Origin of the sequence: Nannocystis sp. RBIL2 (assembly GCF_026626745.1) — a bacterium.
In the GTDB taxonomy this organism is placed as follows: domain Bacteria; phylum Myxococcota_A; class Polyangia; order Nannocystales; family Nannocystaceae; genus Nannocystis.
Genome location: NZ_JAPNJW010000001.1, coordinates 4894552 through 4919511 on the forward strand (window position 1 = coordinate 4894552; position 24960 = coordinate 4919511).

Here is a 24960-nt window from a genome sequence, read left to right on the forward strand (position 1 = left end):
TACCCCGACCCGAGCGGCTACAGTGACATGTCCGTGAGGACATGCCACTCTCCATGGCAAGAGCGGCGCCGACCTCGTCAGCGCCGCGCCCGTCGCCGCCGCAGCAAGCCACCGAGCACCACGAGCGCCAGCCACCCCGGTCGCTCGTGCGTGCTGCAGCCGCCGCCGCCCGACTCCACCTGCTCGCCCGGGTCCACCGCCGCCGTCTCGCCGGCGGGCGGCTCTCCGTCGGGCGGCGCGACCGGAGCCGGATAAACCTGTCCATCGGGCCAGGTCGTGCATTTCTCCGGGTCCCACGAATCCTCGCCCTCGCACACGTACGCCTGGCCCGCGCACGAGGCTACCAGCGTCGCCGTCGGGTCGATGTCCAGCGGCCCGAGCGCGTCGGCCAATTCGTCGCCGTGGCAGCGCTCGTCGACGAACACCTCGCCGCGCGCCAGGTCGAGCGCCTCGAAGCGCAGGCAGCCGGGAGCCCGCAAGTTCGCCTGCACCCCGATCCACGGCTGATCGTCCGGCCCGAACAACCGGCCGGCGAAGTTGCTCGCAGCCACCGCCCCCAGCGCCTCGCGGTCGAAGTCGTACACGACCTCGAGCTGCCCGTGCTCGCGCAGGCGCGTGCAGAACCCGGCGTACTCGATCTGGTACCCGTCCAGTCCCGGGCAGTGCCCCACGGCGTCCGACCGCCGCGGATACGCGCCGTCGCAGCAGACCAGGTCCGCGAGCGCGTCCCACGTCTCGACCACGTGCTCGCTCGTCACCACCAGCGGCGGCGCGGCCGGGGCCGGCAACGGCTCGGCCGCGATCGTCACCTGCATCTCCCGCTCGTGCGTCACGCAGGCCCCCGGCTGCGCGCCGTACTCGGCAGTCGCCCACGCGGCGGTGTCGACGTACGTGACCACGGTGTACGTGGCCCCGGCGCTCCACGGCTGCGCCGGCCGCCAGATGAACACGGAGAAATCCGCATGGACCTCGAACGCGCCGGCGACCTCTTCCCCCATCGCGTCGAGCACCTTCAGCGTCAAGAACTCGAGCGCCCGCTCGGCCCGCTCGTAACCCGGGCTGAACGCGAGCACCCCGTCAGCCGCCAGCACCGAGCTCGTCGGCGACAAGAACAGCGGCAACGGGTTCGTACACTCGTCGCCGCAGTGCGCCCACGCCGGCCGGGCCGCCGCCCAGCTCAGCCCTGCCACGATCGTCGCCACTACGCGAGATAAAGAAGTCAAGCGCCGCACCCCACCACTCTAACGCGAGTCACCCGCCGCGAACAGGCTGTCCCTGGAGCCGGAGGCCTCGCCAGGTCCAGACTGCGGTATCGCCGACCCCCTGAAGCGCGCTTCGGGTTGACGCGAGGAGACCAGCGATACCATCGTCGTATCGTGCAGCCTCGCCTCGCTCCGACGCTCGTGCTCATGCTCGTCACGGCTTGCGGGCGGCCCCCTGACTCGGACGGCGCTCGCTCGCAGCCCGGATGCGACGAGGCGGTCCTCGCCGAGCGGATGACCGCGCTTCGCCAGGCCCGGGCCGCCTGGTCGCCGACGAGCGGCGTGGTCCCCGACCAAGGAGAGATGGCAGCCAGCGCGATCTGGCACGCCTGCCCGGCGCTCCCGGGCCCGCTGCGCGTCCTCCTCGACCTCTCGGTCGAGCACGACTTCTCCGCCAGCGAGCCTCGCACCGACGCGCTCGCGGACGTCCTGCCTGGCCACGCGGCCCTCGACCTCGTCCTCGCTCCGTTCCTCGACGAACGACGGGCGCTCGAGCGAGCGCTGTGCCCCGATCTTTACGACCTCGCCACCAGCACCCCCCGACATCCCGAGAGCGCCTGGCGTGAGACTCTGTTCAAGCGCTGCGATCTCGCCCGCCGCGGGTTCCTCGATCGCCAGGAGATGCTGGACGCCACCCACCACGATCCCATCGGCCTGTTCCTGCTCGACCGCGCCCTGCTCGACGGCGGCATCTCCCCCGCGCTGGCCCGTGAAGCGCTGCGCGAGCTCGCCTTCAGCAACCGCGGGTTTCGCCCGCGCGAGCAGCAGCGACCGCCGCACGGGCCCGTGACCGCCGACCCTCTCACCTTCGACACTCCCGAGCTGTTCGTCGGGCCCGACAAACTCCACCTCGCTCGGCTCGAGATCCTGTCCCTGCAAGACGGCGCCATCCCCGAGGATCAGCTGGAGCAGGGGTTCGTCCGCATATTGTACGATCAATGGATGGTCGAGCGTCCTGCCCCGCGGGGCGGCAACGAGGACCACCTCGTCCTGTGGCTCGATCGCAGCGTCCGCTGGTCGACGTTGTTCACCCTGGTCTACACCGCCCGAACCGGCGGCTTCGAGGCGATCGATGTCGCCTATGTGGTGCCCGAAGCCCCGTATCACGTCGGGGTCGTGCGCCTCGGCTCCGCCCACCACGACAAGCCGGCGCTCTTCGGCGTGCGACTCGACCCGGGCGGCGACACCGTCCTCTGCGACCGCCAGGCGATACCCGTCTCCAGCGACGACGAGCTCCGCGCGAAGGTGACGGCCTGTCCGTGGTACCGCTTCGTGCGCGGAGCCGTCGACGCGGCGCCCTCCGTGCCCGCGGCCCGCGTCGCGGCGGCACGAGCGCTCGTGGCCGCCGATCGGCCCTTCGGCGCCGAATGGCCGCCCGTCCCTCCGGACGACCCGTCCCGCATCGAGCTCCGCGTCCACGCCGACGACGCGACCCTCGGCTGCAACGGTACGACGACGACGCTGACCGCCCCCGAGGCGCTGGCGGCCGCGATCGCCGGCTGCCACGGGCCCCAGAGCGACGCGCTCGACCTCCAGGCCGATCCGGCCGTCCCGCTGCAGCGGATCCTCGACATGGCGATCGCCGGCCGCCGCGCAGGCAAGCGCGTGGGGCTCGAAGATCCGGATTGAGGCCGCGTCGGCGCTCTCGGACATGCTCCTTCGGTCATGTCCAAAAAGACATTCGTAGTACGCGCCGCCCGCCGCGGCGGCCCCCCGAGCGGCGCCCTCGCCGGCCGCCGCGGGCGCCGAATGAACGCTCCATCATTTTGGCGGTGACGCCGACCCTGCTCAATGCACGATCTCCGGGTCGTGCGACGCTTTGATTAATTCCAGACGCCGCGCCTTGAACTCCCGAGATCGACCTCTAACCTCGCTGAACGCTCGCGTCTCCTGACGAGCGGTGGCGGCAGCGCCGGGGGCATGGCGACCGCGAGGACACCGGATGGCCCGTCTCATCGACCACGCTCGCTACAGCAAGGCTCGCCGGTACCTGGTCGCCGTCGGAGTCACCGCCCTGGCGGCAGGGGTGCGGCTCGTGGCCGTCACGCTCGAGCCGCAGCCGCCGATCCTCGTCCTCTTCACCGGCGCCGCGGGCGTCTCGGCGTGGTTCGGCGGGCTCGGCCCGGCGCTCCTCACGATCGCCCTGTCGGTCGTCCTCGACTTCTGGTTCTTCGACCCGCACCTCGCCTTCGCCCTCGATCGCTGGACCGACCTGCTCGACCTCGGCATCTTCGCTCTGGTCGCGCTCGCCGTCGCCTGGTTGTGTGAATCGCTGCACGCCGCCCGGCGACTGGTGGAAGACCGCGCCCACCAGCTGTCGCTGATGTCGGCCAACGAGCGGGCGTGGAAGGACCGCTACGAGGCCGCGGTGCGCGCCAGCGGGCACATCCTCTACGACTTCGACCGCGCCAGCGGGCGCACCATGTTCGGCGGCGCCTGCCAGGCGATCCTCGGCTACAGCGCGGAGGACATGGGAAGCAGCGTCGACTGGAGCGTCCTCGTCCACCCCGACGATTTGCCGCGCTACCGCCTCTCGCGCAGGCCCGGCGACGGCCTCGAGGTCGAGTACCGCGTCCGTCACCGCGGCGGCCGGTGGATCACCCTCCACGACGTCGGCCAGAAGGTCGTCGACCTCGACGGTCGCGTCGTCCGCGTCGTCGGCTTCTTGAAGGACGTCACCGCCCAGCGCCAGGCCGAAGCGCTGGTGCGGGCCAGCGAGGAGCGCCTGCGCCTCGCAGTCGAGGCCACCGGCCTCGGCGTCACCGCCACCGTGTTCGGGCCGGACCGCGACGTCCGCTTCGAGTGGACCCGCGAGGCCCGGCGCGCCTTCGGCGTCCCCGACGACACCGAGCTGACGGTCGCCGAGCTGCTCGCGCGCATCCATCCCGCGGACGTCTCCGCAGTGCGGGCCGCCGTCAACGCCTCGCTCGACCCCGCCGGCGACGGCAGCGACAACCTCGAGTTCCGCGTCGTCCGCCCCGAGGGCACGGTGCACTGGCTCTGCTGTCAGGGCCGCACCGTGTTCGACACGAACGTCGACCCGCCGCGACCGCTGCGCAACATCGGCATCGTCCTCGACGTCACCGAGCGCAAGGTCATCGCCGAGCAGCTCGCCGAGCAGCTCGCCCTCATCGACGCCCTGGTCGTCAAGGCCCCGGTCGGCATGGCCTTCATCGACCACGGCTTCCGCTACGTCCGCGTCAACGAGAAGCTGGCCGAGTTCAACGGCGTCCCGGCGGCCGACCACATCGGCCGCACCGTCGCTCAGATCGTGCCCGACCTGTGGCCGCTGCTCGAGCCGATCCTGCGCGAGGGCCTGTGCGCCGGCCGCGACCGCGTCAACCACGAGATCGAGGGCCGCACCGCGGCGCAGCCGGAGCGGCGCCACTGGAACCTGAGCCAGTACCCGATCCGCGCCGGCGGCAAGCTGCTCGGGGTCGGCGTCACCGTCATCGAGACCACCGCGCAGAAGCGCATCGAGGCCTCGCTCCGCGACGCCGACCAGCGCAAGGACACCTTCATCGCCATGCTCGCCCACGAGCTGCGCAACCCGCTGGCGCCGATCCGCAACGCCCTCGCGCTGCTCGGCGTCGTCCGCGACACGCCCGAGCGGGCCGCGAGCCTGGCCGTGATCGGGCGGCAGATCGAGCAGATGGCCCACCTCCTCGACGACCTGCTCGACGTGTCTCGCATCACCCGCGGCCGCCTCACCCTGCGGCGCGAATCGATCACCCTCGACTCGGTCATGGCCCGCGCCGCCGAGACCGCGAACCCGTGGATCGTCGGGCGACGGCACGACTTCGCCGTCGACATCCCGATCGCGCCGGTCGTCCTCGACGCCGACCCGATGCGGCTCGCGCAGGTGTTCTCCAACCTCTTCACCAACGCCGCCAAGTACACCGAGCCCGGCGGCGCCATCCGGGTGACGGCCGCGGTCGCCGACGACCGCGTCCAGATCCGCGTCACCGACAACGGCGTGGGCCTGGCGGCCGAGCACCTGCCGCGGGTGTTCGAGATGTTCTCGCAGGTCGGCCCGACCGAGAACCGCTCCGAAGGCGGCCTCGGCATCGGCCTCGCGCTCGCCCGCGGCCTCGTCGAGATGCACGGCGGCCAGATCGCCGCCCACAGCGCCGGCCTCGGCCGCGGCAGCGAGTTCGTGGTCGACCTGCCGCTCGCCGCCGCCGGCGCGGCTCTGCAGGCCCCCACGAGCTCCGCCGTCGCCGAGCCGCCGAGCGGCCGGCGGATCGTCGTCGCCGACGACAACGTCGACAACGCCGACACCCTGGCGATGCTGCTCGAGGCGCTCGGCAACGACGTCCACGTCGTCTACGACGGCGACGCGGCCGTGCGCGCGTGCGCCGAGTTCCGCCCCGACGTGGTCTTCCTCGACATCGGCATGCCGCGGCGCGACGGCTACGAGGTGTGCCGGTGGATCCGCCGCCAGGCGTGGGGCAAGGCGCCGCTGATCATCGCCCAGACCGGCTGGGGGCAGGACGAGGACCGCCGGCGCGCCGAGGCGGCCGGCTTCGATCATCACCTCACCAAGCCGGCCGACCCCGATCGCCTGCTCGCGCTGCTGGCCCGCGCCGGCTCCGTGCGGACCACGGCCGCGTGATGACATGTCCCTCAGGACATATCATCACAGCGCCTGGAACTGGAACTAGAAGCGGCCGCCGAGCACGAAGGTGCCGCCGTCGAGGAACGGCGTCGGCGCCATGTTGGCGCGCAGGCGCGTGCGACCGAGCTTGAAGCCGTCGACGTCGGCGACGCGCTGGGCCTTGCCGTCGTTGACGAACATGATCGTGCCGGCGATGCCCATGGCGAGGCCGGCGATCTGGACCAGGCCCGGGAGGGCCATGAACACCTTCGGGGTGATCGCCTCGGTGCGCAGATACGGGATCGTCATGAACGGCCCGATCAGCGGGATCAGCGAGAAGCCGGCGGCGCGCCGGCAGTTCGGCGCCTCGGCGATGCTGCAGGTGTCGTGAATGATGCCGGCGATCAGCGCAGTGAACAGGTACGACGAGCCGAACATGGTCCAGCCGGCGATCATCAGGCCCTTGCGGCGCTTCACCGGCTGGGGCGGGGGCGCGTACACGGTGGTGCCCGGCGCGGGCCCCTCGGGCGGCGGGGCCACTGCGCTGGGGTCGGCGTAGGGCTGGGGAGCCGGTGCGGACGCATCGGCCGGCGCGGCCTCGGGCGCGGCCTGGGGGTCCTGCGTCGCGGCTGACCACGAGGCCAGGGTCGAACGGACAGGCGCGGCCGCGGCCTCGGGACAGACGAGCGACGCGGCGACGACGACGGCGAGGGGCAGGGCAGTGCGGGGCATTCGGGTTCCTGTTGTCTGCAGCCTAAAGCCCGCCTCGGCAAGGCGTAAACGCGAATCGACGTGCGCAGTGCGCGAGACCCCGGCGTCGTCGCACTTTCGCACTGTCCATAATCCGCCCTCCGGTCGCACCTGCACCCTCACGGCCGGCCGCCTGCTCATGTCCCGAGAGACAGGTGGCTGAATGATGTTCTCACCCGGCTGTGCCCGCTCATGGGCCCACGGACGAAGCCGCCTGCGCCGATCTGCGGGCCGTCGGCGCGGCCTCGCCCGCGCATTCATGCCTCCGCGCAATACACGCACTCGCTCGCGGGGCTTCGCGGCCCCGCGCCCGGAAACGGCCCGCACTCGCGGTTTTAGCCCGCTCTCGCGGGGCTGTGTCCGCAGCGTCGGAGGCGTAGGATCGGGTCATGTTCGTCCCGCTCCCGCAGGCGTTCGCCGTCGATCGCGGGAGCATCCGCGGATGGCCGGGCTTCGCGACCGCCACGCCCCGCAGCGACGATCCGAGGCGCAGTGGTCTCATGGCGCCGAGCAGCGCGGCTGGGACTGCTGGTACGAGTTCTAGCGGCGCGAGCAGCGAGATCTCCCCGACCCTCGCCCGCACGCCCGCCGAAGCCAGCGAGTACGACGATTGCCCCGACGACCCGGGCGACGTCGCCGGCCTGAACGCCGCCCTCCGCGAGCTCGACCGTCTCTGCATTTTCAAAAACCAACTCGCTACCGACACGACTGACGAGGACGACCGCGCCTGCGTCCTCGACTGCTCGAACGACGCGACCTGTCCCGAAGGCAAGGTCTGCGCCGACCCTCCCTGCCTCCGGCCCGCCCCGTGATCGCCGTGCCCCGACCTCTGCTCCCGCTCGCGCTCCTCCTCGCCTGCGCTCACCTCGTCCCGCCGGCTGCGCCGCAGGAGAACGGCATCCCCGTGGTCGACTCGCGCGAGAAGCCGCTGCCCGAGCCGGTGCGGGTCGCCTCGGCCCGGGCTCACGGCGGCTGCGACACCGGGGCCCAGTGCGTCGAGCACCTCGACCCCGCTCATTCGGTCGCCGACGGCCAGCAGGTCTGCGAGGCCGACGGCGCTCGCTGGCTCACCAGCGCCTGCCCGCACCGTGGAGCGCACAGCGCCTGCATCACCGAGCATTTTCTCGTGTTCGAGTACGGCAAGCCGCGCGCCGAAGAATTCGGCAACCCGCTCCACCGCGACCTCGTCGCCGCCCGCGAAGCCTGCCTGACCCAGAGCGGCGAGTTCTACGAGCTCACCCCCTGAGATTTTTTTTCACAAGGAGCGGGTCCGCGAGCACATGTCCTTCAAGACATGTACTGCCAATGCCCTTGAACGGGCACGCGGCCCCTGGCCCGTCCTCTCTTTGTCTTTTCTTTAGTAAAGAGTCGGAGTCGGCGGAGGCACGTGGCCCGTGGGGGGTGCCTCGCCTTCGCGTGCGCGGTCCTGCTTGACGCGCGGCGTCGCTCATTGTACACCACTGAACGGAAGATCAGTCATGCACGACAGCGACCACGCCGATCCCGTCTCTCCTGCGCTCCTCGACCTCGTGGCCCTCTTTGAGGGCCCGCTCGCCGAAGTTCAATTCCCCGGGGTCGACCAGGGCATTCTCCGAGGCCTGGTCGATCAGGTGCGCGATCACGCGCACGAACTCGACCAGTTGCGGGCCCAGCTCGACGCCTTGCAGAACCACCTCACCGAGGCTCGCCTGCGGCTGCTCCGGGCGGCCGAGCAGGGCCTGGCCTACGCCCGGGTCTTCGCCGCCGACGACCCCGAGCTCGAGGCGCGGCTGGCCGACATCAACCTCGGCGGCAAGCCTGAGCCGCGCCGCCGCAAGCTCGAAGTCGCGGCCGCCGATTCCGGCAACAGCGAGCCGCTGCGCTTGCCGCCCCGCCGCGGTCGCAAGCCGCGCGTCGCCGAGGAGGCGCCGACCGGCTCGTGATGGTCGCGGCGATCGTCGGGGTGGTAAAACCCCCGCCTGTGACCTACGCCGAGCTGCGCGCCGCACTCCGCCACGAGCATCTCCCGCTCGCCTACTGCGACCTCGACCTCCTGGCCGTCAACGCCCGCAGCTTGATCGAGCGTGCCGGCAGTCTGCCGATCCGCCTCGCCTCCAAGTCGATCCGCTGCCGCGACATCCTCCGGCGCGTGCAGGCGATGAGCCCCCTCTTTCAGGGCATCCTCTGCTACAGCGCCGCCGAGGCCGCCCATCTGGCCGCCGATTCTTTTAAAGATCTGGTCGTCGCCTACCCCACGGTCGACCGCCACGACCTCGACCTCGCCTGCACTGCGATCGCCGGCGGCGCGGAGATCTGCCTGATGGTCGATGACCCGCAGCAGCTGCCCTTCCTTTCCGAGGCGGCGACGCGGGCCGGCGTCACCTTGCCGGTGGCGATCGACCTCGACATGTCCTCGACCTTGCCCGGCATCCACTTCGGCGTGCGCCGCTCGCCCGTGGCCGGGGTCGAGGCCGCCGTCGCCCTCGCCGACGCCATCGCCGGCACCCCCCACCTTCGCCTCGACGGCCTCATGGGCTACGAGGCGCAGCTCGCCGGTTTGCAAGATCTGGTGCCTGGCCAGCGGCTCAAGAGCGCCGCCGTCCGGGCGCTCAAGCGCCGCTCGCAGCCGGAGGTGTTCGCCCGCCGGGCCGCGGTCGTCGCCGCCATCAAGGCTCGCGGCCACGAGCTGCGCTTCATCAACGGCGGCGGCACCGGCAGCCTCGAGCAGACCCGCACCGATCCCTCGGTCACCGAGCTCGCGGCTGGCTCCGGCCTCTACGGCCCGACCCTGTTCGACGGCTACGACAGCTTTCGGCCGCAACCGGCCGCCGGATTTGCCCTGCCGATCGTGCGGCGGCCGATCGCCAACATCTACACCTGTTTCGGCGGCGGCTACATCGCCTCCGGCAGCCCCGGCCGCGATCGGCAACCGACCCCGTACTTGCCGGCCGGCGCCACCCTCCTGGCCAACGAGGGCTGCGGCGAGGTCCAGACCCCCGTCAATTACGCGGGCCCGGAGATCCTCGCCCTCGGCGACCCGATCTTCTTCCGCCACGCCAAGGCCGGCGAGCTGTGCGAACACTTCAACGAGCTCGTGCTGCTGGCCGGCGCTGCGGTGGTCGGCCGCGTCCCCACCTACCGCGGCGACGGCCGCAGCTTCGTCTGACCTCGCATCGACCGTTCCTCGGCGTCGGAGTTCACGATTCACCGGAGCGCGCCCGACTCGCTGAAGCGGCGTGACGGCGTTCGTACTCGCGTCGCTGGAGGACCGCCTGCCGGCCTCGCGATTTTTTCCGCCCCGGGCCCGCGGCCTCCGCCGGCGACTGTCTCAGTTTCGTCGGCGCCTGTCGGCGGCTTCGTCGCCGCCCGGTCGCCTGGTACCATCCCGGCGATGTTCGCGCGCAAGACTTGGTCCAATTGGTCGGGCGGCGTCACCTGTCGTCCGGGACAGTTCGTGGTCCCGAGCACCGTCGACGCCCTCAGCGACCTGGTCCGAGAGACAGCCAGCGCCAACGGCAAGCTGCGGGTCGTCGGCGCCGGCCACTCGTTCACCCCGGTCGTCGCCACCGAGCACACCCTCGTCTCGCTGGCGCGGATCGCCGGCCTCGCCGAGGTCGACCGCGAGGCCGGGGCCGCCACAGTCCTGGCCGGTACCACCCTTCGCAACCTCGGCGGCCTGCTCGGCAAGCACGGCCTCGCCCTCGAGAACCAGGGCGACATCGACAGCCAGGCGATCGCCGGCGCGGTCAGCACCGGCACCCACGGCACCGGCATCGCCTTCGGCAGCATCAGCACCCAGGTCCGCGCGCTCACCCTCGTGCTGGCCAGCGGCGAGCTGCTGTCGTGCTCGCCGACGCACGAGCCCGACATCTTCAAGGCCGCCCAGGTCGCGCTCGGCAGCCTCGGCGTGCTGGCGCGGATCCGCCTGCAATGCGTGCCGAGCTACGTGCTCCGCGACGTCCGCAAGAACGTCGACCTCAATCAGTGCCTCGCCGACTTCGAGGACAGCTGCCGGCGCCACCGCCACTTCGAGTTCTGGTGGTTCCCCTACAGCGACCGCGCCGCCACCAAGGCGCTCGACATCGTCGCCACGCCGAAGCCGCGCTCCGCGGTCAAGCGCGTCCTCGCCGACAAGCTGCTCGAGACCGGCGTGTTCTGGGCCGCCTCCGAGGCCGTGCGCATGTTCCCCGGCCTCTCGCGCCCGGTCGCCCGCTTCGCCTCGCGCGCCATCTCCGAGACCGACTACGCCGACCATAGCCACCGCGTATTCCCCAGCCCCCGCGACGTCCGCTTCAACGAGATGGAGTACGCCGTCCCGGTCGAGCGCGGCCCCGACTGCCTGCGCGAGCTCAAGGCCTACATCGAGCGCGACCGCGTCCACGTCCACTTCCCCGTCGAGTACCGCGTGGTCGCCGGCGACGACATCTGGCTGAGCCCGTTCTACCGCCGCGACAGCGCGGTGATCTCCGTCCACATGTACGCCGGCATGCCGTACGCCGACTACTTCGCCGGCTGCGAGGCGATCTTCCGCAACCACCGCGGCCGCCCCCACTGGGGCAAGATCCACAACCTCACCGCACATGAACTTCAGGACATGTACCCGGAGTGGCACCGCTTCCACGCCATCCGCCGCCGCCTCGACCCCCGCGGCGTGTTCATGAACGACCACCTGACGAAGATCTTCGGCACATGACCCGCGCGCGTCGGCGAGGATCCCCCGCCGCCCCGTATCACCTGTCCCGAGAGACATCTATTTCGCTCCGTTGGTTTTACCGCCCCCGCGACCTGCCTCGCATCACCTGCCCCAAGGCCGATCGATCGACAATCGATCCTGCTGTCCTTCAGGCTATGTGATTCTCGGACGCCGTCCGGCCCGAGCCCCGCGCGCTCCCGCGCTCTCTCGCCTGAGCGCGGCGCCAGCCCGGCCTTGATCTCGCACCCGCGCGCGGCGACCATGGTCGGGTGAAGCTCGTCTGGTCGCTCATCGCCGGCCTCGGCGGCCTGTTCTTCGCCGTCGGTCTCGTGCTCTTCGCCGTCGACCTGCAATTCTTCGCCGACGCGCGCCGGACCGAGGGCGAGGTCATCGACCTGCGCTTCACCAGCAAGGGCGGCGGCGCGCCCGACGTCGCCTGGGCCGACCACCTCGGCCGCGACCACGTCCATCGCTCCAACATCTACTCGCGGCCGTCGTACCGGCTCGGCGATCGCGTCATCATCGCCTTCGACCCCGACGAGCCCGAAAACGCCACGATCGACAGCCCCACGAATCGCTGGCTGCTCCCCGGCATCTTCGGCGGGATCGGCTTCGTCCACCTCAGCGTCGGCTCGTTCGCCCTGCTGCGCCGCGCCCGACGCAAGCGCGAGATCGTCTGGCTGCTGCGCGAGGGCCAGCGCGTCGACGCCACAGTCACCACCATCACCCAGGACACCTCGATCCGCGTCAATCGCCGGAGCCCCTGGGTCATCCATTGCCAGGCCACCCTGCCGGGCGAAGCGGTCGCGCGCACCTTCGTCAGCCGTCGCTTCTGGTACGACCCCGGCCCGCACCTGCGACGGCCCACCTTGAGCGTCTGCTACGACCCCCGCTCCCCGGAGCGCCACGTCGTCGACACCGGCGACCTCGACCCGCGCCGCGCCCTGTTCACCCGCGCCAGCTGAATTTTTTACATGGACCGCGAGCGGCACGCATCGCACCTCGCCGACCACAAGCGCAGCTCTCCTCGCCCGCGGTGCCGCGACTTTCGCTCGCTTGAGTTCGCGCCCCGTCGCCATCGCGCTCGTGTGCGGCGGAACGCCGCACCCTGGCCATCCTGAACGCCCCGCGTTGACGCCCGACCGGCCCCAGCGCACCCTCCTGGCGTGTCGACCCGCAGCGCGCTCCCGCCTGGTTCCCGGCGCACCCTCCTGCAGACCTATCGCTACACCCGCGACCCGTACGGCTTCTTCAGCGACATGGTCGAGGAGTACGGCGACCCGTTCACTGCCCACGTCGTCAACGGCGACGTCGTCATCACCGGCAGCCCTGCCGGTGCGCAGCAGGTGTTCTCCGCCGACCCCGACACCTTCGCCCCGTTCGGACCCGAGGTCTCGCGCCCGCTGATGGGCGAAAACTCGATCCTCTTGCTCTCGGGCGAGCGTCACCGCAAGGAGCGCAAGCTGCTCATGCCCGCCTTCCACGGCGAACGCATGCGCGCCTACGGCGAGACGATCCGCGCCGCCGCCCACGCCGCTGCGGCGACATGGCCTAAAGGCCAGCCGTTCGCATTCCAGGACAGCTCGCAGTGGGTCTCGCTCGAGGTCATCATCCGCGCCGTGTTCGGCGTCGTCGACCCGGCCCGCGTCGAGGATGTCCGCAAGGCCATCCTCGAGTACGTCGCCGCCATCGTCCCGAGCCTGGTGTTCTTCCCGTTCCTGCAGCGCGAGTTCTTCGGCATGGGCCCGTGGGCGCGGTTCCAGCGGGCGCGCCAGCGGCTCGACTTCCTCGTCTCCGCCGAGCTCGCCGCCCGCCGCAGCCGGCCCGAGGAGCTCGGCGACGACATCCTGAGCAGCATGCTCGCCGCCCGCCACGACGACGGCAGCGGCATGAGCGACGCGCAGATCTACGACGAGCTCCTCACCCTGCTGTTCGCCGGCCACGAGACCACCGGCATCGCCCTCGCGTGGTCGATCTACTGGCTCCACCGCGACCGCGCGCGCCTGGAAAAATTGCTCGCGGAACTCGACGCCGCCGGTGAGCGCCCCGAGCCCGAGGTCCTCACCCGCTTGCCGTACCTCGAGGCGGTCGTGCACGAGACCCTGCGCCTCTATCCGATCGCCCCCGACGCGCCCCGCATGCTCGCGCGCCCGCTCGAGCTGGCCGGCTACACCTTGCCCGCCGGCGTCGGCGTCGCGGTCGCCATGGGCCTCGTCCACATCCGCCCCGAGATCTACCCCGAGCCGCACGCCTTCCGCCCCGAGCGCTTCCTCGACCGCAAGTACGGCCCCTTCGAGTACGCCCCGTTCGGCGGCGGTCATCGCCGCTGCCTCGGCGCCGCCTTCGCCACCTACGAGATGAAGCTCGTCCTCGCCACCTTGCTGCGGAACTACCGCCTGCGACTGTCAGAGCCGCGCGAGGTCAAGCCGGGCCGCCGCAACGTCGTCCTCGGCCCCTCGACCGGTGTCCGCGTCACCTTCCTCGGCCCGCGCCGCGCCGGCGACCCGCCCGCCTGAGTCGGCCATGAACGACCATCCCGACAGCGACAAGAAGCTGCGAGAGGCGGAACTCGCCAACGCCGACGAAGCGGTGGAAGAGCTGAGCCAGCATGGTTTCACCCAGCGTCGGTGCCTGCGCTGCAACGGCAGACTCGGCATGGAAGACAAGGGCTGCGCATACATGGTCTACTGCGAGACCGAGAACTGCCTGCGTCTCACGTTTCGCGGGATCTGAGCTCCGCGCCGAACGCCGTCCGCGCTCACGGCTCGCCGACCGCGATCGCCGGCGGCTCGTCCCGCCACGCCGGCGCCCCGGCGATCTGCCAGCGCACCAGCAGCTTCTCCGCGCGGTAGCCCTGCGGCGTGGTCGTCACGCTGCGCACCAGGCCGATCCCGCGGACATAATAATTGTCCTCGGTCTGCACGTGCTCGACCGGCGGCACCGCGACCGCAGGGATCATGCGATTGTGCGTCTCGCAGCGGACGTGCACTGCGGTCTGTCCGCGGTACGAATCGTGACCGACCACCGCGCAGCGACCGACCACCGACATCGACGACACCGGCGTGTCGAGCTCCTGCCGCCAGTCCCAGCGCATCCCCGGCGACAGCTCGCGCGGCAGGTACACCCCCTCGGCCACGCGCGCCTTCACCTCGCCGACCGCGCTCGTCATCGAGCCCAGCTCCGGCGTCACCCCGAGCGGCGAGATCACCAGGTCACGCTCGCTGGTCCCGCCGAAGAACTCGCTGCGCACGCGGGCCACCAGTCGGTCGCCGCGCTGCTCGGCCGCGAGGATGCGGTCGATCGACTGCGTCGTCGGCACCTGCACTGCCGGGTGCGCCTGCGGCATGGCGTACACCCACTCGTCGCCCACGCTCGCGGGTGCGTACGGATGCGCCGGCGACGTCGCCTGCACGTCGCAGCCGACGAACACCAGCGCGCCCGTGACGAGCAGCTGCCAGCCCGGCCCCGGCTCGAGCTCGGTCGTCGTGCTGCGGCGCTGGGTCATGCCGCATCGTCCCCGGCCTGCATCGACCTCGCAAGCTGCGAAGACTTCTCCAGACGCGCCCGTGCGACCAGCAGCCGTGATCGCGCAGTCAGCCTCCCACGAGTCGGCCGCCGGGAGATCGCCTCGTCTCGCCATTCGCGCGAGTGAGAGCCGGCACCTGCCCGCGGAGATCGCCTCGAGCCACCTCGCGCAAAGAACCACCGGAGGGCGAAATCTTCCGCTCCGCCAGCGCGCGAAGGGACCGCGGAGATCGCTCCCGAACCGCGATTCCACCGCTGCAATCTCGGGAGGAGAGCGCATCGCTCCGTCAGCGATCGCCCGAGATGCACCGCGAATGACCCGACCACGCTGAGTCGGTCGGCCGATTCGCCATTGGAAAATTTTGAAAAAGTTAACCAATGGTGCGGGCGGCCGCACGAGACGACCGCCCGCGAGTCACGAGCCTGGGCCCGCGACTGAGATTATCAGTGATCCTGCTCGCCCTCGTCGCGGCCGCTGGGCGACAGCGACTCGCTGCGGGGCATCTCGGAGCGGTTCTCCGGGGCGGCCGACGACGTCGACGCCTCGCGGTCTTCGACCATCGTGTTCGGCTCGTCCGACACCCCGGTCATGCCCATCGCGCCGCGCTGGCCGCGGCCGCGTACGGTGGCATGAGCGGCGCGGTTGCTGTGCGACGCGTGGCCGCCCTTCGCCCCGATCTCTGCCATGTGCTCGCGGTTCTGGCTCACGACCTCGCCGCCCTTGCGGCCGGCCGCGCGGGCCTCTTCCGAGTCGAACTCGTGGGCCGTGCCCTTCTCATGCGCCGCCCGGCCGCCCTTGCGCGCGATCTCCCGCTGCTTCTCCGCGTCCATCCCCGCGAAACCGCGGCCTCCGCGGCGCTCCCCTGTATTCCCGGTGCTGTTCGGCATTGTTGCTACCTCTGTCGCGGACTGTGGTCCGCGTCGTGATGGGTCCTTGGAATCGATGTCCTCGAGGCCTGAGCGCTGGTTGCGCGGCCAGGGGACGTTTCGTGGGAACCATGGTCGACTGCGTCACCTCGGCAAGGCGGAGCTCGGCGCGCCTAGGGGTTTATGGCCCCCTATTCTTCAGGCGATCCCGCCGCCGGGGCCGCTACGACGGGCGCCGCGCCGCTGAGGCCGCTGGACAGATCCGGGAAACCCTGAGACAGATGCGCGTGCGACGACAGCAATTTTCCCTCAGCGCAGCGCGCGAAACTGCGCCGCAGCCGCGATCGCGTTGACACCGCACTCTGCCGGAGGGACTCTGGGGTCACGATGACCCGCAATTTCCTCGTGTTTGCCGTGACCGCGTGCCTCGCCGGCCTGGTCGGATTCGCCTGCAAGAGCGGCGGTGGTGGTTCGCAGGCGCCAGGGACCGTCACGGCGATCGAAGGTCCCTCGTCGTGCCCGCGGTCGGTGCCCTCGCGCGGCGCTGCATGTCCGCGGGGCGAGTCCGAGTTCTGCGTCTATCGCACCACCGGCGGCGACTTCGCGTGTGTCTGCGGCGGCGGCAAGTGGGGCTGCGGCTCCAAGTAATGGAGATCTGGCGGTCCGCGAACGGGCCGCCGCGCCTGCGTCGGCCGACGCTCCCGCGCCGCTGGTTCGCCGGCGCGCGGCTGCGATACCCTCCGACGATGCTTCCTTATCTCGTTCGCGCCCGCTGGACCGGCTTCGCTCTGCTCCTCGGCTGCAGCTTCGATGGCAGCGGCCTGGTGAGCGCGGGACCGCCGACTCCGACCAGCAGCACGACCGGCGACTCGACCACCACGACCGGCCCCGGAACCACCGTTACGCCGACCACCGTGGAGTCGGAGGGCTCCGCGAGCGAGGGCGCGACGATGAGCACCACCACGCCGATCGACCCGACCGACGGACCGACCTCGACCTCGACCACCACGCTCGGCACCACCACCACGACCACCACCGATCCGGACACGACGACGACCTCCACCACCGGTCCGGACACCACCACGAGCAGCACCACCAGCACCGATACGAGCACCACCACCGGGCCCGACACCACCACCGGCCCCGTGTGCATGAACGACGGCATGGAGCCCAACGAGACCGAGGCCGAGGCGCACGACCTCGGCGATCAGTACTGCAAGGCCATGGCGAAGAGCTTCCAGGGCGTGCTCGACGGCGACGGCGACGTCGACTGGTTCCACTTCTTCGGCGACTTCAGCGGCAACCAGTGCAACGACAACGACCCCGACCCGATCGCCAAGCTCGTCGTCACCACCGACGGGCCGCTCGAAGTGTGCATGTACGCCGACTGTGACATCGAGGGCCCGGTCAACATCACCTGCCCCAACGGCACCATGATGAACAACTCGCCCGACGGCCGGAAGGGCTGCTGCGGCGCCGGGTCCATGGAGTACGTCGTCAATTGCAATGACGGTCCCGACGAGAGCGCGGAGATGTACGTCCGCCTGCAAAACGCCCCCGTCGACGCCTGTCTCGCCTACAAGGTCGATTACAGCTATATCAGCCCGTGACGCCTGGCGCCCCCGCCCGACCGCGCGGCTTTGCGGCCTCCACGGCCGAGCCCGCTGCGGTAGCCTCGGACCGATGCCGCGTCCGCAACTCCGCCGCCTCGCCGTGCTCGCGCTCCTCCTCGCCGCGTGCAGCTACGACGGCAGCGGCCTCGTGAGCGCCGGCCCGCCGACGTCGACCTCGTCCGCCTCGACCACCGACGAGACGACGACGACGACGACAACAAACACCACCGCGCCGCCGCTCACCACCAGCGGCCCCGACCTCACGACCACCGGCACCACCGCGCCCGTCGATCCGACCGACGACGCGACCACCACCGACGCGACCACCACGACCACGACGTCGACGACCGACGCGACCACCGAGCTCTCGACCTCGACCTCCACCGGCGACGAGACCACCGGCGAGCCGCTCCCGCCGCTCGTCGACGAGGGCCTTCTGGTCCGCTACTTCCTCGACGAGGCGAAAGACGGCCAGGGTCCGAAGCACGCCCTCGACGCCGCGCCCGAGCCGCTCGACCTGCCACTCGTCTACGACAAGGACGCCATGAACCCGGTCTACGCCGAGCAAGACGACCACCGCGGCCTGCGCTGGCCGATGGCGGGCCTCCACGGCCGGGCGACGCTCCCCGTCGCCGACACCAAGGTTCAGACGGCCCTGCAGAACCGCACCGCCGCCACCCTCGAGCTCGTCGTCGAGGTCGACGCGGTCTCCCTCCTCGGCTCACGCCTGCTGCACGTCGGCCGCAGCTTCGAGATGGGCCACCTCACCCTCCGCTCGAGCGCCCTCGACCGCCTCGAGTTCTACTGGAAGGGCAACAACCTCGCCGGCGTGTGGTCGCTCGACTGGTCCGGGCTCGGCCGCGTCGTCGTCCACCTCGTCCTCGACACCGGCCAGCCCGACCCGATCCACCGCGTCCGCCTCTACATCGACGGCGTTGCGGTGGCCGACGGCATGGACTTCGGGCTCACCCATCCCAACCAGAACGAAGCGATCGCTATCCCCACCGACCCCAACATCCCGCTGTACTTCGCGCTGGGCAACCGCGGAGCCGACGGCGATCGCTCGTTCCAGGGCACCCTCTATTACGCGGCGATTTATTCCAATGCGCTGTCGGAGACGCAGCTGCAACAGAACGCCGACATCCTCGCCGGCAACGACGACGCCCCGTAAATTCTTTTACGTGAACGCGGACCGACGCGCTCGTCGCTACTGTCAAAACCACGGCAGCGACGGCGCGCCGCGAGCCACCACGACGCTCGCCCAGTCATGAGCACGCGCCGTGAATCATCGCACTGCGGCGGTTGCAGCTGCAACCTCGCTCACCCGCGCGGGCGGGCCGCCAGGTACTGCGGCGGCCAGGTCACCCCGGGTCCGCGGTAGTTCTGCTCGGCGGCCGCGCGCAGCGTGAAGTGCGGGTCGAACAGGTGCGGGCGGGCCAGCGCGCACAGGTCGGCGCGGCCCGAGGCGATGATCGTGTTGACCTGGTCCCAGTCCTGGATCGCCCCGACCGCCATCGTCGTCACCCCCGCTTCGTGGCGGATCCGGTCGCTCAGGTGGGTCTGGAACATGCGGCCGTAGATGTCCGGCCGCGACTCCGGCGTCGTCTGCCCGGCCGACACGTCGACCAGGTCGCAGCCGTGGGCCTTGAGGAGGCGGGCGATCTCGACGGCGTCCTCTTCGTCGAGGCCGTCGGGGATCCAGTCGGTCGCGGAGATCCGGACCGACACCGGCTTGTGCGCCGGCACGACCGCCCGCACCGCGTCGAGCACCTCGAGCGGGAAGCGCATGCGATCGTGAAGCGAGCCGCCGTACGCGTCGGTGCGCACGTTCGTCAGCGGCGAGATGAACGAGGCCAGCAGATAGCCGTGGGCCATGTGGACCTCGACCAGGTCGAAACCTGCCTGTTCGGCCAGCTGCGCCGCGTGCCGGAATTGCTCGATCACCAGCGCCATGTCGGCCGGCGTCATCTCCTTCGGCACCGCGAAGCCGGGCGCGTAGGGCACCGCCGACGGTCCCAGCAATTCCCAGCCCTCGGGAAGCCCCTTGTCCGCGCCCTCCCACGGGTGCTCGGCCGAGCCCTTGCGGCCCGCGTGCCCGAGCTGCACCCCGATCTTGGCCGTCGAGTGCGAATGCACGAAGTCGACCACCCGGCGCCACGCGGTCGCGTGCGCCTCCGTCCACAGCCCGGTGCAGCCGCGGGTGATCCGCCCCTCCGGGGCCACGTTCGTCATCTCGGTCATCACCAGGCCGGCCCCGCCGACGGCGCAGCCGCCGAGGTGGACCAGGTGCCATTCGTTCGGCAGCCCGTCCTCCGCCGAATACTGGCACATCGGCGACACCACCACCCGGTTCTGCAGCGTCAGCTCGCGCAGGCGCAGCGGCGTGAACATCGGCGGCGGCGCCGGCTCGTGCGAATCGCAGCCGTGCGCGCCGGCGAACCACCGGTCGAGCCCGCTGACGTACTCGCGGTCGCGGACCCGCAGGTTCTCGTACGTCACCCGCTTCGAGCGGGTCATCATGCTGAGCACGAACTGCTGCGGCGGCAGCTCCTTGTAGCGGCGGACCTCCTCGAACCACGTCTGGCTGACCTTGGCGGCGCGCTGCAGCTTGGCGACCTCGAGCCAGCGGGCCTCGTGGTAGGCGGCCAGCGCCGCGGGCACCGACGACTCGCACAGCAGCGCCTCGCACAGCGCGATCGAGTCCTCCATCGCCAGCTTGGTCCCGGAGCCGATCGAGAAGTGCGCGGTGTGGGCCGCGTCGCCGATCAGCACCACGTTGCCGGACCACCAGCGCGCGCACTTGACCTCGCGGAACGACAGCCAGCTCGACTTGTTGCTCATCAGCCGGTGCCCGCCAAGTTCCTCGGCGAACAGGCGCTCGCAATAGGCCACGCTCTCGTCGGTGCTCATCGCCTCGAGCCCCGCGCGGCGCCACGTCTCGGCGTCGGTCTCGACGATGAACGTGCTGGTGTCGCGGTCGAACGGGTAGGCGTGCACGACGAACAGCCCGTGCTCGTTCTCGCGGACGTAGAACGTGAACGCCGTCAAATGCTTGGTCGTGCCGAGCCAGATGTACTTCGCCTTGCCCTCGGTGATCGTCGGCGCGAACACCTCGGCCAGCTGCGTCCGGACCTTGCTGTTGATCCCGTCGGCCGCCACCACCAGGTCGGCGCCCGCGACGGCCGGCGAGTTCAGCCCGTCGTGCTCCGTCTCGAACGCGATGTGCACCCCCAGCGCCAGCGCCCGGTCTTGCAAGATCTCGAGCAGCCGCACCCGCGCGATCCCGCAGAACCCGTGGCCCCCCGAACGAATCACCTGGTCCTTGAAGCAGGTGTCGATATCGTCCCAGTGGATGAACGAATCGGTGATCGCCGCGTACGTCTCGGGGTCGGCGCGGCGGAAGTTGCCGAGAGTGCCGTCGGAGAACACCACGCCCCAGCCGAACGTGTCCTTGCGCCGGTTGCGCTCGACGACCACGACCTCGCAGTCGGGCCGCGCCTTTTTCATGAGCACGCTGAAATACAGGCCCGCAGGGCCGCCGCCGAGGACCGCGATCTTCACCGCGCAATGCTAACCCGCCGCTCGGCGCCCGCCCAAGTGAGAAGCCTCGCGGTGCTGCGAGCGATCGTCTTCGGGTCCGCGCCGATTGGGGGGCCGCCGTGTATGCTCACGCGGCATGTCAGCAACGACCGGCCCGCGCGACGGCCTCCTGCTGGTCGCCGCGTTCGCCTCGGGCGCGGCGGCCCTCGCCTACGAGATGCTGTGGACGCGCATGTTGGCGCTGTCGCTCGGCAGCGAGACCGTCGGCGTGCTCGCGGCCCTGGCCGGCTTCTTCGCCGGGCTCGCGCTGGGGGCCGCGCTGCTGCACGACCGCAGCCTCCGCGCCCGCGACCCGGCGCGCCTGTTCGTCGTGCTCGAGCTGGTCGCCGCCGGCTTCGCGGTCGTCTCGCCGCATCTCCTTCAGCTGCTCGCGCGCGTGTTGCCGGCCTGGCTCGGCCCGGTCGCCGCCGCCGGCGGGGCCGCGGCGCTGGCCGCCTCGACTGCGGTCGCCGCCGCCGTCCTCGCCCTCGGCGCCGCTCCGCTCGGCGCCTCGCTCGCCGCCCTGGTCGAGGCCCGCCGCCGCACCTGTCCTTCCGACCAGGACGGCCGCGGCCTCGGGCGGATCTACGGCGCCAACACCCTCGGCGCCGCCCTCGCCGCCCTCGTCAGCATCCACCTGGTGTTCCCCGCCCTCGGTTACGGCCTCGGCGCCGCCCTCGCCGCCCTCGCCGGCGTCGGTGCGGCGCTCGCCGCCCGCGCCTGGAGTGCTCGTACTTCGGGACATGTCTCCAGGGACATTCCCGATGCGACAGGTCCCGAAGGACATGTCCCCGGAGCCTTGTCGGCCTCGACCGCATCACCTGTCTCTCGGGACACCTCCGCCCCCGCCGTCGCGGTCGACGCCTCGCGCGACCCCGACCCCGACCTGCTGCGCGAGCCGTGGCTGCTCGACCTCGTGGCGTTCGGCGCCGGCCTGACCGGCATCGGCCTCCAGGTCGTCGGCGTGCGGGTGCTCGGCCAGCACCTCGAGAACACCATCTACACCTTCGCCCACATCCTCGCCGCCTACCTGCTGGCGACCGGCGTCGGCGCGCTCGTCTACCAGCGCTTCGCCGCGCGGGCGGTCGCCGGCCGGCCCGGGACAGTCACAGTCGCGCTGCTGTGGTTGCTCGCCCTGCTCGTCGTCCCGGCGGCGATCGTCCTCGCCCAGGGGCCCGCGCTGCTGCAGGCGCTGGCCCCCGAGGCCGCCGGGCTCGCGCGCGCCGGCGCGGCCGAGCTCGCGGTCGCGGCCCTCGTGTTCGCGCCCTCGGCCCTGCTGCTCGGCGCCCTGCTCAGCCACGTCATCGGCCTGGTCGCGGCCACCGGTCGCGGCGTCGGCCGCACCTATGCGTGGAACGCCGTCGGCTGCGCCGCCGCCCCGTTCGTGTTCGGCCTCGTCGCCATCCCGCGGCTCGGCTACGCCGACGCCTTCTACGCCGTGCTCTACGCCTACCTGGCGCTGTTCGCGGCGTTCGGGTGGTTCCGCCGCTTCTCGCCCGTCAAGCTGATCGGCGGCGTGCTCGTGGGCGTCGCCCTGACCGCCGCCGGCCCGCGCTCCCTCGCCCTCGTCAGCGACAGCGACGGGTGGGTCCGCCGCGAGGAGCGCCAGACCCTGCACGGCCTCGTCGCCGTCAGCGAGCGCCCCGGCCCCGGCGGCGCCCCGCTGCGCCGGCTGCAGATCGGCAAGCGCTTCCGCATGGGCGGCGCCGCCGGCTTCGGCGAGCAGCGCATGGGCCAGGTCTGTTCTCTCCTGTCCCATGCGTCAGGTCCCGAAGGACCTATCCCGAAGGCCCTGTACCTCGGGCTAGGTACCGGCTCGACCATGGGCGGCGCGCTGGCGGTGCCGCACGCGGCGGCCGAGGGCGTCGAGCTGGTGCCGGAGATCGTCGAGCTCCTGCCGCACTTCGCCGACATCAACCACGACCTGGCCAAGCGGCCCGAGGTCACCCTGCACGCCGCCGACGCCCGCCGCTACCTCGCGGCCGCGCCGGGCAGCTACGACCTGGTGGTCGCCGACCTGTTCCACCCCGGCCAGGCCGGCGCCAGCAGCCTGTTCGCCGGCGAGCACTTCGCCGCCGCCCGGGACCACCTGCGCCCCGGCGGCCTGATGTGCCAGTGGCTGCCGCTCTACCAGCTCGACGAGGCCGACGTGCGCACGATCGTCCGCACCTTCCTCGACGAGTTCCCCGAGTCGTACGCGTTCCTCGGCATCTACAACGCCCAGAACCCTGCGCTCGCGCTGGTCGGCCGCGCCCCCGACCCGGCCGCGGGCCAGCTCCACCTCGACGTCGCGCGCCTGCAGGCCGACACCGCCAAGCTGCAGAACATCGTCGACCCGCGCGACCTGCTGGCGTCCTACGTGATGGGCCCGGGCGAGCTGGCGGCGTGGGCCGGCGACGGCCCGCGCAACACCGACCTGGCGCCCGAGATCGCGTTCCAGGCCGCGCGCGTGGCCTACCGCGACGACCGCACCCTCGGCGCCCACAACCTCGGCGTCATCCTGGGGCGCGCAGTCGCGGCCCCGGCCGCCCTGCTGACCGGCAATGGTGCCGAGGCCCTCGCGGCCGCCAGCGCGCCGTTCACCGCCGCGGCCCGCCACTACCTGGCCGGCGAGATCGCCCGCGGCGATACGGCTGACCTTTCGGGCATGTCCTGGGAGACAGCCGAGCACTTCGTCCGCGCCTACGAGGCCGACCCCGCGTTCGCGCCCGCCCGCGGCGCCCTCTACACGATCGCGCGCAAGAATCAGGCCCTGGCCGCGAAGCTCCTCCCGCGCATGCTGGCCCGCACGCCCGACGAGCCGCGCGTCTACGAGGCCTACCTGCTCCACCTGCGCGCCGCCGGCGACCAGGCCGCCTACCAGCAGCTGCGCGCCGAGGCGACCGCGAAGTTCCCCGGCGTCACCCTGCCGTGAGCGCGCCGCCCGGCTGTCCCCAGGGACAGCCGAGCATCACGTCCTCTCACCCGCCGCCTGTCCTCGAGGACAGCCGCTTCACCCGCGCGCCGCGTCGTAGCGCGGGCTCGCCAGCGACCACTCGATGTTGCCGCGCTGCCACTCGAGCAGCCCCTGCAGGTACGTCTGCACCGCCGCGTCCTGCGGATACAGCCCCGCCGCCGCGCGCACGCTCGTCTCGAGCTCGCGGGCCTCGGCGTTGACCAGCTCGGTCGCCTCGCGCAGGGCCGCCTCGAGCGAGCAGCCGCGCTCGCACATCAGCACGTGGACCAGGTTGTTGGGGTTCTTGTGGCGCAGCACCTCTTTGGGGAACGACACGATGTCGTTGAAGTAGCCGACGGTGCGGCTGACCGCGCGGCGGGCTCGCAGCACCGCCGGGCTGTCGCGCACCGCCGGGGCCACGGAGATCTGCGCCGCCACCTCGATCAGGTCGAGCGCCGTCAGCACCCCGCTGTCGTGCTCGCGCTGGCTCAGGTACTCGCGCAGCGGCGGCGTGCGCGAGGTGCCCCAGTTGCGCACCGCCGGCAGCACGCCGAGCGACATGTGATCGGCGGTCACGCACCACAGGCGATCGAGCCACGCGCCGCCGACCCGCTCGAGCGCGCCGCGGCGGAACTCGAGCAGCAGGCGGTCGAGCGGATCGACCTCGCCGGTCGGCTGGCGCGCGCCGGACAGCAGCGCCAGCGCGTGATCGATCTGCCGCCGCACCCGGCTCTGGTCCTCGCGGCTGCGCAGCTCCTCGTCGTGCATGTCGTCGAAGAAGAACAGCCAGTTACACCACGTCGCGCACAGCACCCCGCGCTCGACGCTGGCCGACGGATAGACGTGGCGCCCGAGCGTGTTGAAGCCGTCGAAGCGGCCGCGGTTGTCGGCGTGGACCAGGCCCAGGCCTTGCGCCAGCGCCAGCGCGCGGGCCTCGATCTCGTCCGCGCGCGGATTTTCGCGCCGGGGGGCCAGGGTCACGAAGTCGTCGGGGGAGAAACCGAGCAGCTGCGTGCGCACGCCGGGCGCCAGCGGCTCGGGTCGAGAGGTCACAAAAAACTCGTTCGTCGCGTCCGATACGGGCGAGAGGGTCGTCATGGGGGTTCAGGTCTTGTTGTCCGAGGGTCGCTGGACCGGCAACTTCGCGAGCGATGGTTCGC

The 24960-nt window shown here is 71.4% G+C and carries 20 protein-coding genes; 14 read left to right on the forward strand and 6 right to left on the reverse strand.

What is annotated here, in order from left to right:
* Positions 1-77: 77 nt before the first annotated feature.
* Positions 78-1223: a hypothetical protein gene (locus tag OV090_RS19365; RefSeq protein ID WP_267705302.1), complete on the reverse strand. Its 1146-nt coding sequence runs from the start codon at positions 1221-1223 to the stop codon at positions 78-80.
* Positions 1224-1376: 153 nt separating this feature from the next.
* Between OV090_RS19365 and OV090_RS19370 the strand changes: the two genes are divergently transcribed.
* Together OV090_RS19370 and OV090_RS19375 are read left to right on the forward strand one after the other, a co-directional pair.
* The gene (locus OV090_RS19370) at positions 1377-2891 is read left to right on the forward strand and encodes a hypothetical protein (protein ID WP_267705303.1); all 1515 of its coding nucleotides are present in this window, start codon (positions 1377-1379) and stop codon (positions 2889-2891) included.
* A 313-nt stretch (positions 2892-3204) separates the two neighbouring features.
* Complete coding sequence (locus OV090_RS19375) at positions 3205-5877, forward strand: ATP-binding protein (RefSeq protein ID WP_267705304.1); 2673 nt, start codon at positions 3205-3207, stop codon at positions 5875-5877.
* Between the two features lie 45 nt (positions 5878-5922).
* On the opposite strand, the gene OV090_RS19380 is transcribed toward OV090_RS19375, so the two are convergent.
* Positions 5923-6591 carry a hypothetical protein gene (locus OV090_RS19380; protein WP_267705305.1) on the reverse strand — a complete coding sequence of 223 codons (669 nt, stop codon included), beginning with the start codon at positions 6589-6591 and terminating at the stop codon, positions 5923-5925.
* A 407-nt stretch (positions 6592-6998) separates the two neighbouring features.
* Here OV090_RS19380 and OV090_RS19385 point away from each other — a divergent pair, with 407 nt between their 5' ends.
* The 8 genes from OV090_RS19385 (at position 6999) to OV090_RS19420 (ending at position 14014) form a co-directional block, all read left to right on the forward strand.
* A complete protein-coding gene (locus tag OV090_RS19385; protein ID WP_267705306.1) occupies positions 6999-7421 on the forward strand; it encodes a hypothetical protein in 423 nt (140 codons plus the stop codon).
* 5 nt (positions 7422-7426) lie between these two features.
* The gene (locus OV090_RS19390; protein ID WP_267705307.1) at positions 7427-7855 is read left to right on the forward strand and encodes a hypothetical protein; all 429 of its coding nucleotides are present in this window, start codon (positions 7427-7429) and stop codon (positions 7853-7855) included.
* Between the two features lie 232 nt (positions 7856-8087).
* The gene (locus OV090_RS19395; protein ID WP_267705308.1) at positions 8088-8531 is read left to right on the forward strand and encodes a hypothetical protein; all 444 of its coding nucleotides are present in this window, start codon (positions 8088-8090) and stop codon (positions 8529-8531) included.
* 38 nt (positions 8532-8569) lie between these two features.
* Positions 8570-9754, forward strand: a complete 1185-nt coding sequence (locus tag OV090_RS19400) for an alanine racemase (RefSeq protein ID WP_267705309.1) — start codon at positions 8570-8572, stop codon at positions 9752-9754.
* 225 nt (positions 9755-9979) lie between these two features.
* Entirely contained in the window at positions 9980-11281 is a 1302-nt protein-coding gene (locus OV090_RS19405) for a D-arabinono-1,4-lactone oxidase (protein WP_267705310.1), read from the forward strand.
* 269 nt (positions 11282-11550) lie between these two features.
* Entirely contained in the window at positions 11551-12246 is a 696-nt protein-coding gene (locus OV090_RS19410; protein ID WP_267705311.1) for a DUF3592 domain-containing protein, read from the forward strand.
* Between the two features lie 201 nt (positions 12247-12447).
* Entirely contained in the window at positions 12448-13797 is a 1350-nt protein-coding gene (locus OV090_RS19415; protein ID WP_267705312.1) for a cytochrome P450, read from the forward strand.
* A 7-nt stretch (positions 13798-13804) separates the two neighbouring features.
* Positions 13805-14014 carry a hypothetical protein gene (locus OV090_RS19420; RefSeq protein WP_267705313.1) on the forward strand — a complete coding sequence of 70 codons (210 nt, stop codon included), beginning with the start codon at positions 13805-13807 and terminating at the stop codon, positions 14012-14014.
* Between the two features lie 25 nt (positions 14015-14039).
* Here the strand turns inward: OV090_RS19420 and OV090_RS19425 are convergent, their stop codons facing one another.
* Both OV090_RS19425 and OV090_RS19430 read right to left on the reverse strand, forming a co-directional pair.
* Positions 14040-14786 (reverse strand): hypothetical protein, encoded by a 747-nt coding sequence (locus OV090_RS19425; protein WP_267705314.1) that lies wholly within the window; start codon positions 14784-14786, stop codon positions 14040-14042.
* 464 nt (positions 14787-15250) lie between these two features.
* Positions 15251-15694 carry a KGG domain-containing protein gene (locus OV090_RS19430; RefSeq protein ID WP_267705315.1) on the reverse strand — a complete coding sequence of 148 codons (444 nt, stop codon included), beginning with the start codon at positions 15692-15694 and terminating at the stop codon, positions 15251-15253.
* 366 nt (positions 15695-16060) lie between these two features.
* Between OV090_RS19430 and OV090_RS19435 the strand changes: the two genes are divergently transcribed.
* The 3 genes from OV090_RS19435 to OV090_RS19445 all read left to right on the forward strand — a co-directional run bounded on the left by OV090_RS19435 (position 16061) and on the right by OV090_RS19445 (position 18457).
* A complete protein-coding gene (locus OV090_RS19435) occupies positions 16061-16321 on the forward strand; it encodes a hypothetical protein (RefSeq protein ID WP_267705316.1) in 261 nt (86 codons plus the stop codon).
* Positions 16322-16419: 98 nt separating this feature from the next.
* The gene (locus OV090_RS19440) at positions 16420-17283 is read left to right on the forward strand and encodes a hypothetical protein (RefSeq protein ID WP_267705317.1); all 864 of its coding nucleotides are present in this window, start codon (positions 16420-16422) and stop codon (positions 17281-17283) included.
* A 73-nt stretch (positions 17284-17356) separates the two neighbouring features.
* Positions 17357-18457, forward strand: coding sequence for a hypothetical protein (locus OV090_RS19445; RefSeq protein ID WP_267705318.1), 1101 nt, complete (start codon positions 17357-17359; stop codon positions 18455-18457).
* A 149-nt stretch (positions 18458-18606) separates the two neighbouring features.
* Here OV090_RS19445 and OV090_RS19450 read toward each other — a convergent pair whose 3' ends face one another.
* The gene (locus tag OV090_RS19450; RefSeq protein WP_267705319.1) at positions 18607-20847 is read right to left on the reverse strand and encodes a bifunctional salicylyl-CoA 5-hydroxylase/oxidoreductase; all 2241 of its coding nucleotides are present in this window, start codon (positions 20845-20847) and stop codon (positions 18607-18609) included.
* Between the two features lie 115 nt (positions 20848-20962).
* Here OV090_RS19450 and OV090_RS19455 point away from each other — a divergent pair, with 115 nt between their 5' ends.
* Positions 20963-23779: a hypothetical protein gene (locus OV090_RS19455; RefSeq protein WP_267705320.1), complete on the forward strand. Its 2817-nt coding sequence runs from the start codon at positions 20963-20965 to the stop codon at positions 23777-23779.
* A gap of 78 nt (positions 23780-23857) precedes the next feature.
* Here the strand turns inward: OV090_RS19455 and OV090_RS19460 are convergent, their stop codons facing one another.
* The gene (locus OV090_RS19460) at positions 23858-24853 is read right to left on the reverse strand and encodes a hypothetical protein (protein WP_267705321.1); all 996 of its coding nucleotides are present in this window, start codon (positions 24851-24853) and stop codon (positions 23858-23860) included.
* Positions 24854-24960: the final 107 nt, after the last annotated feature.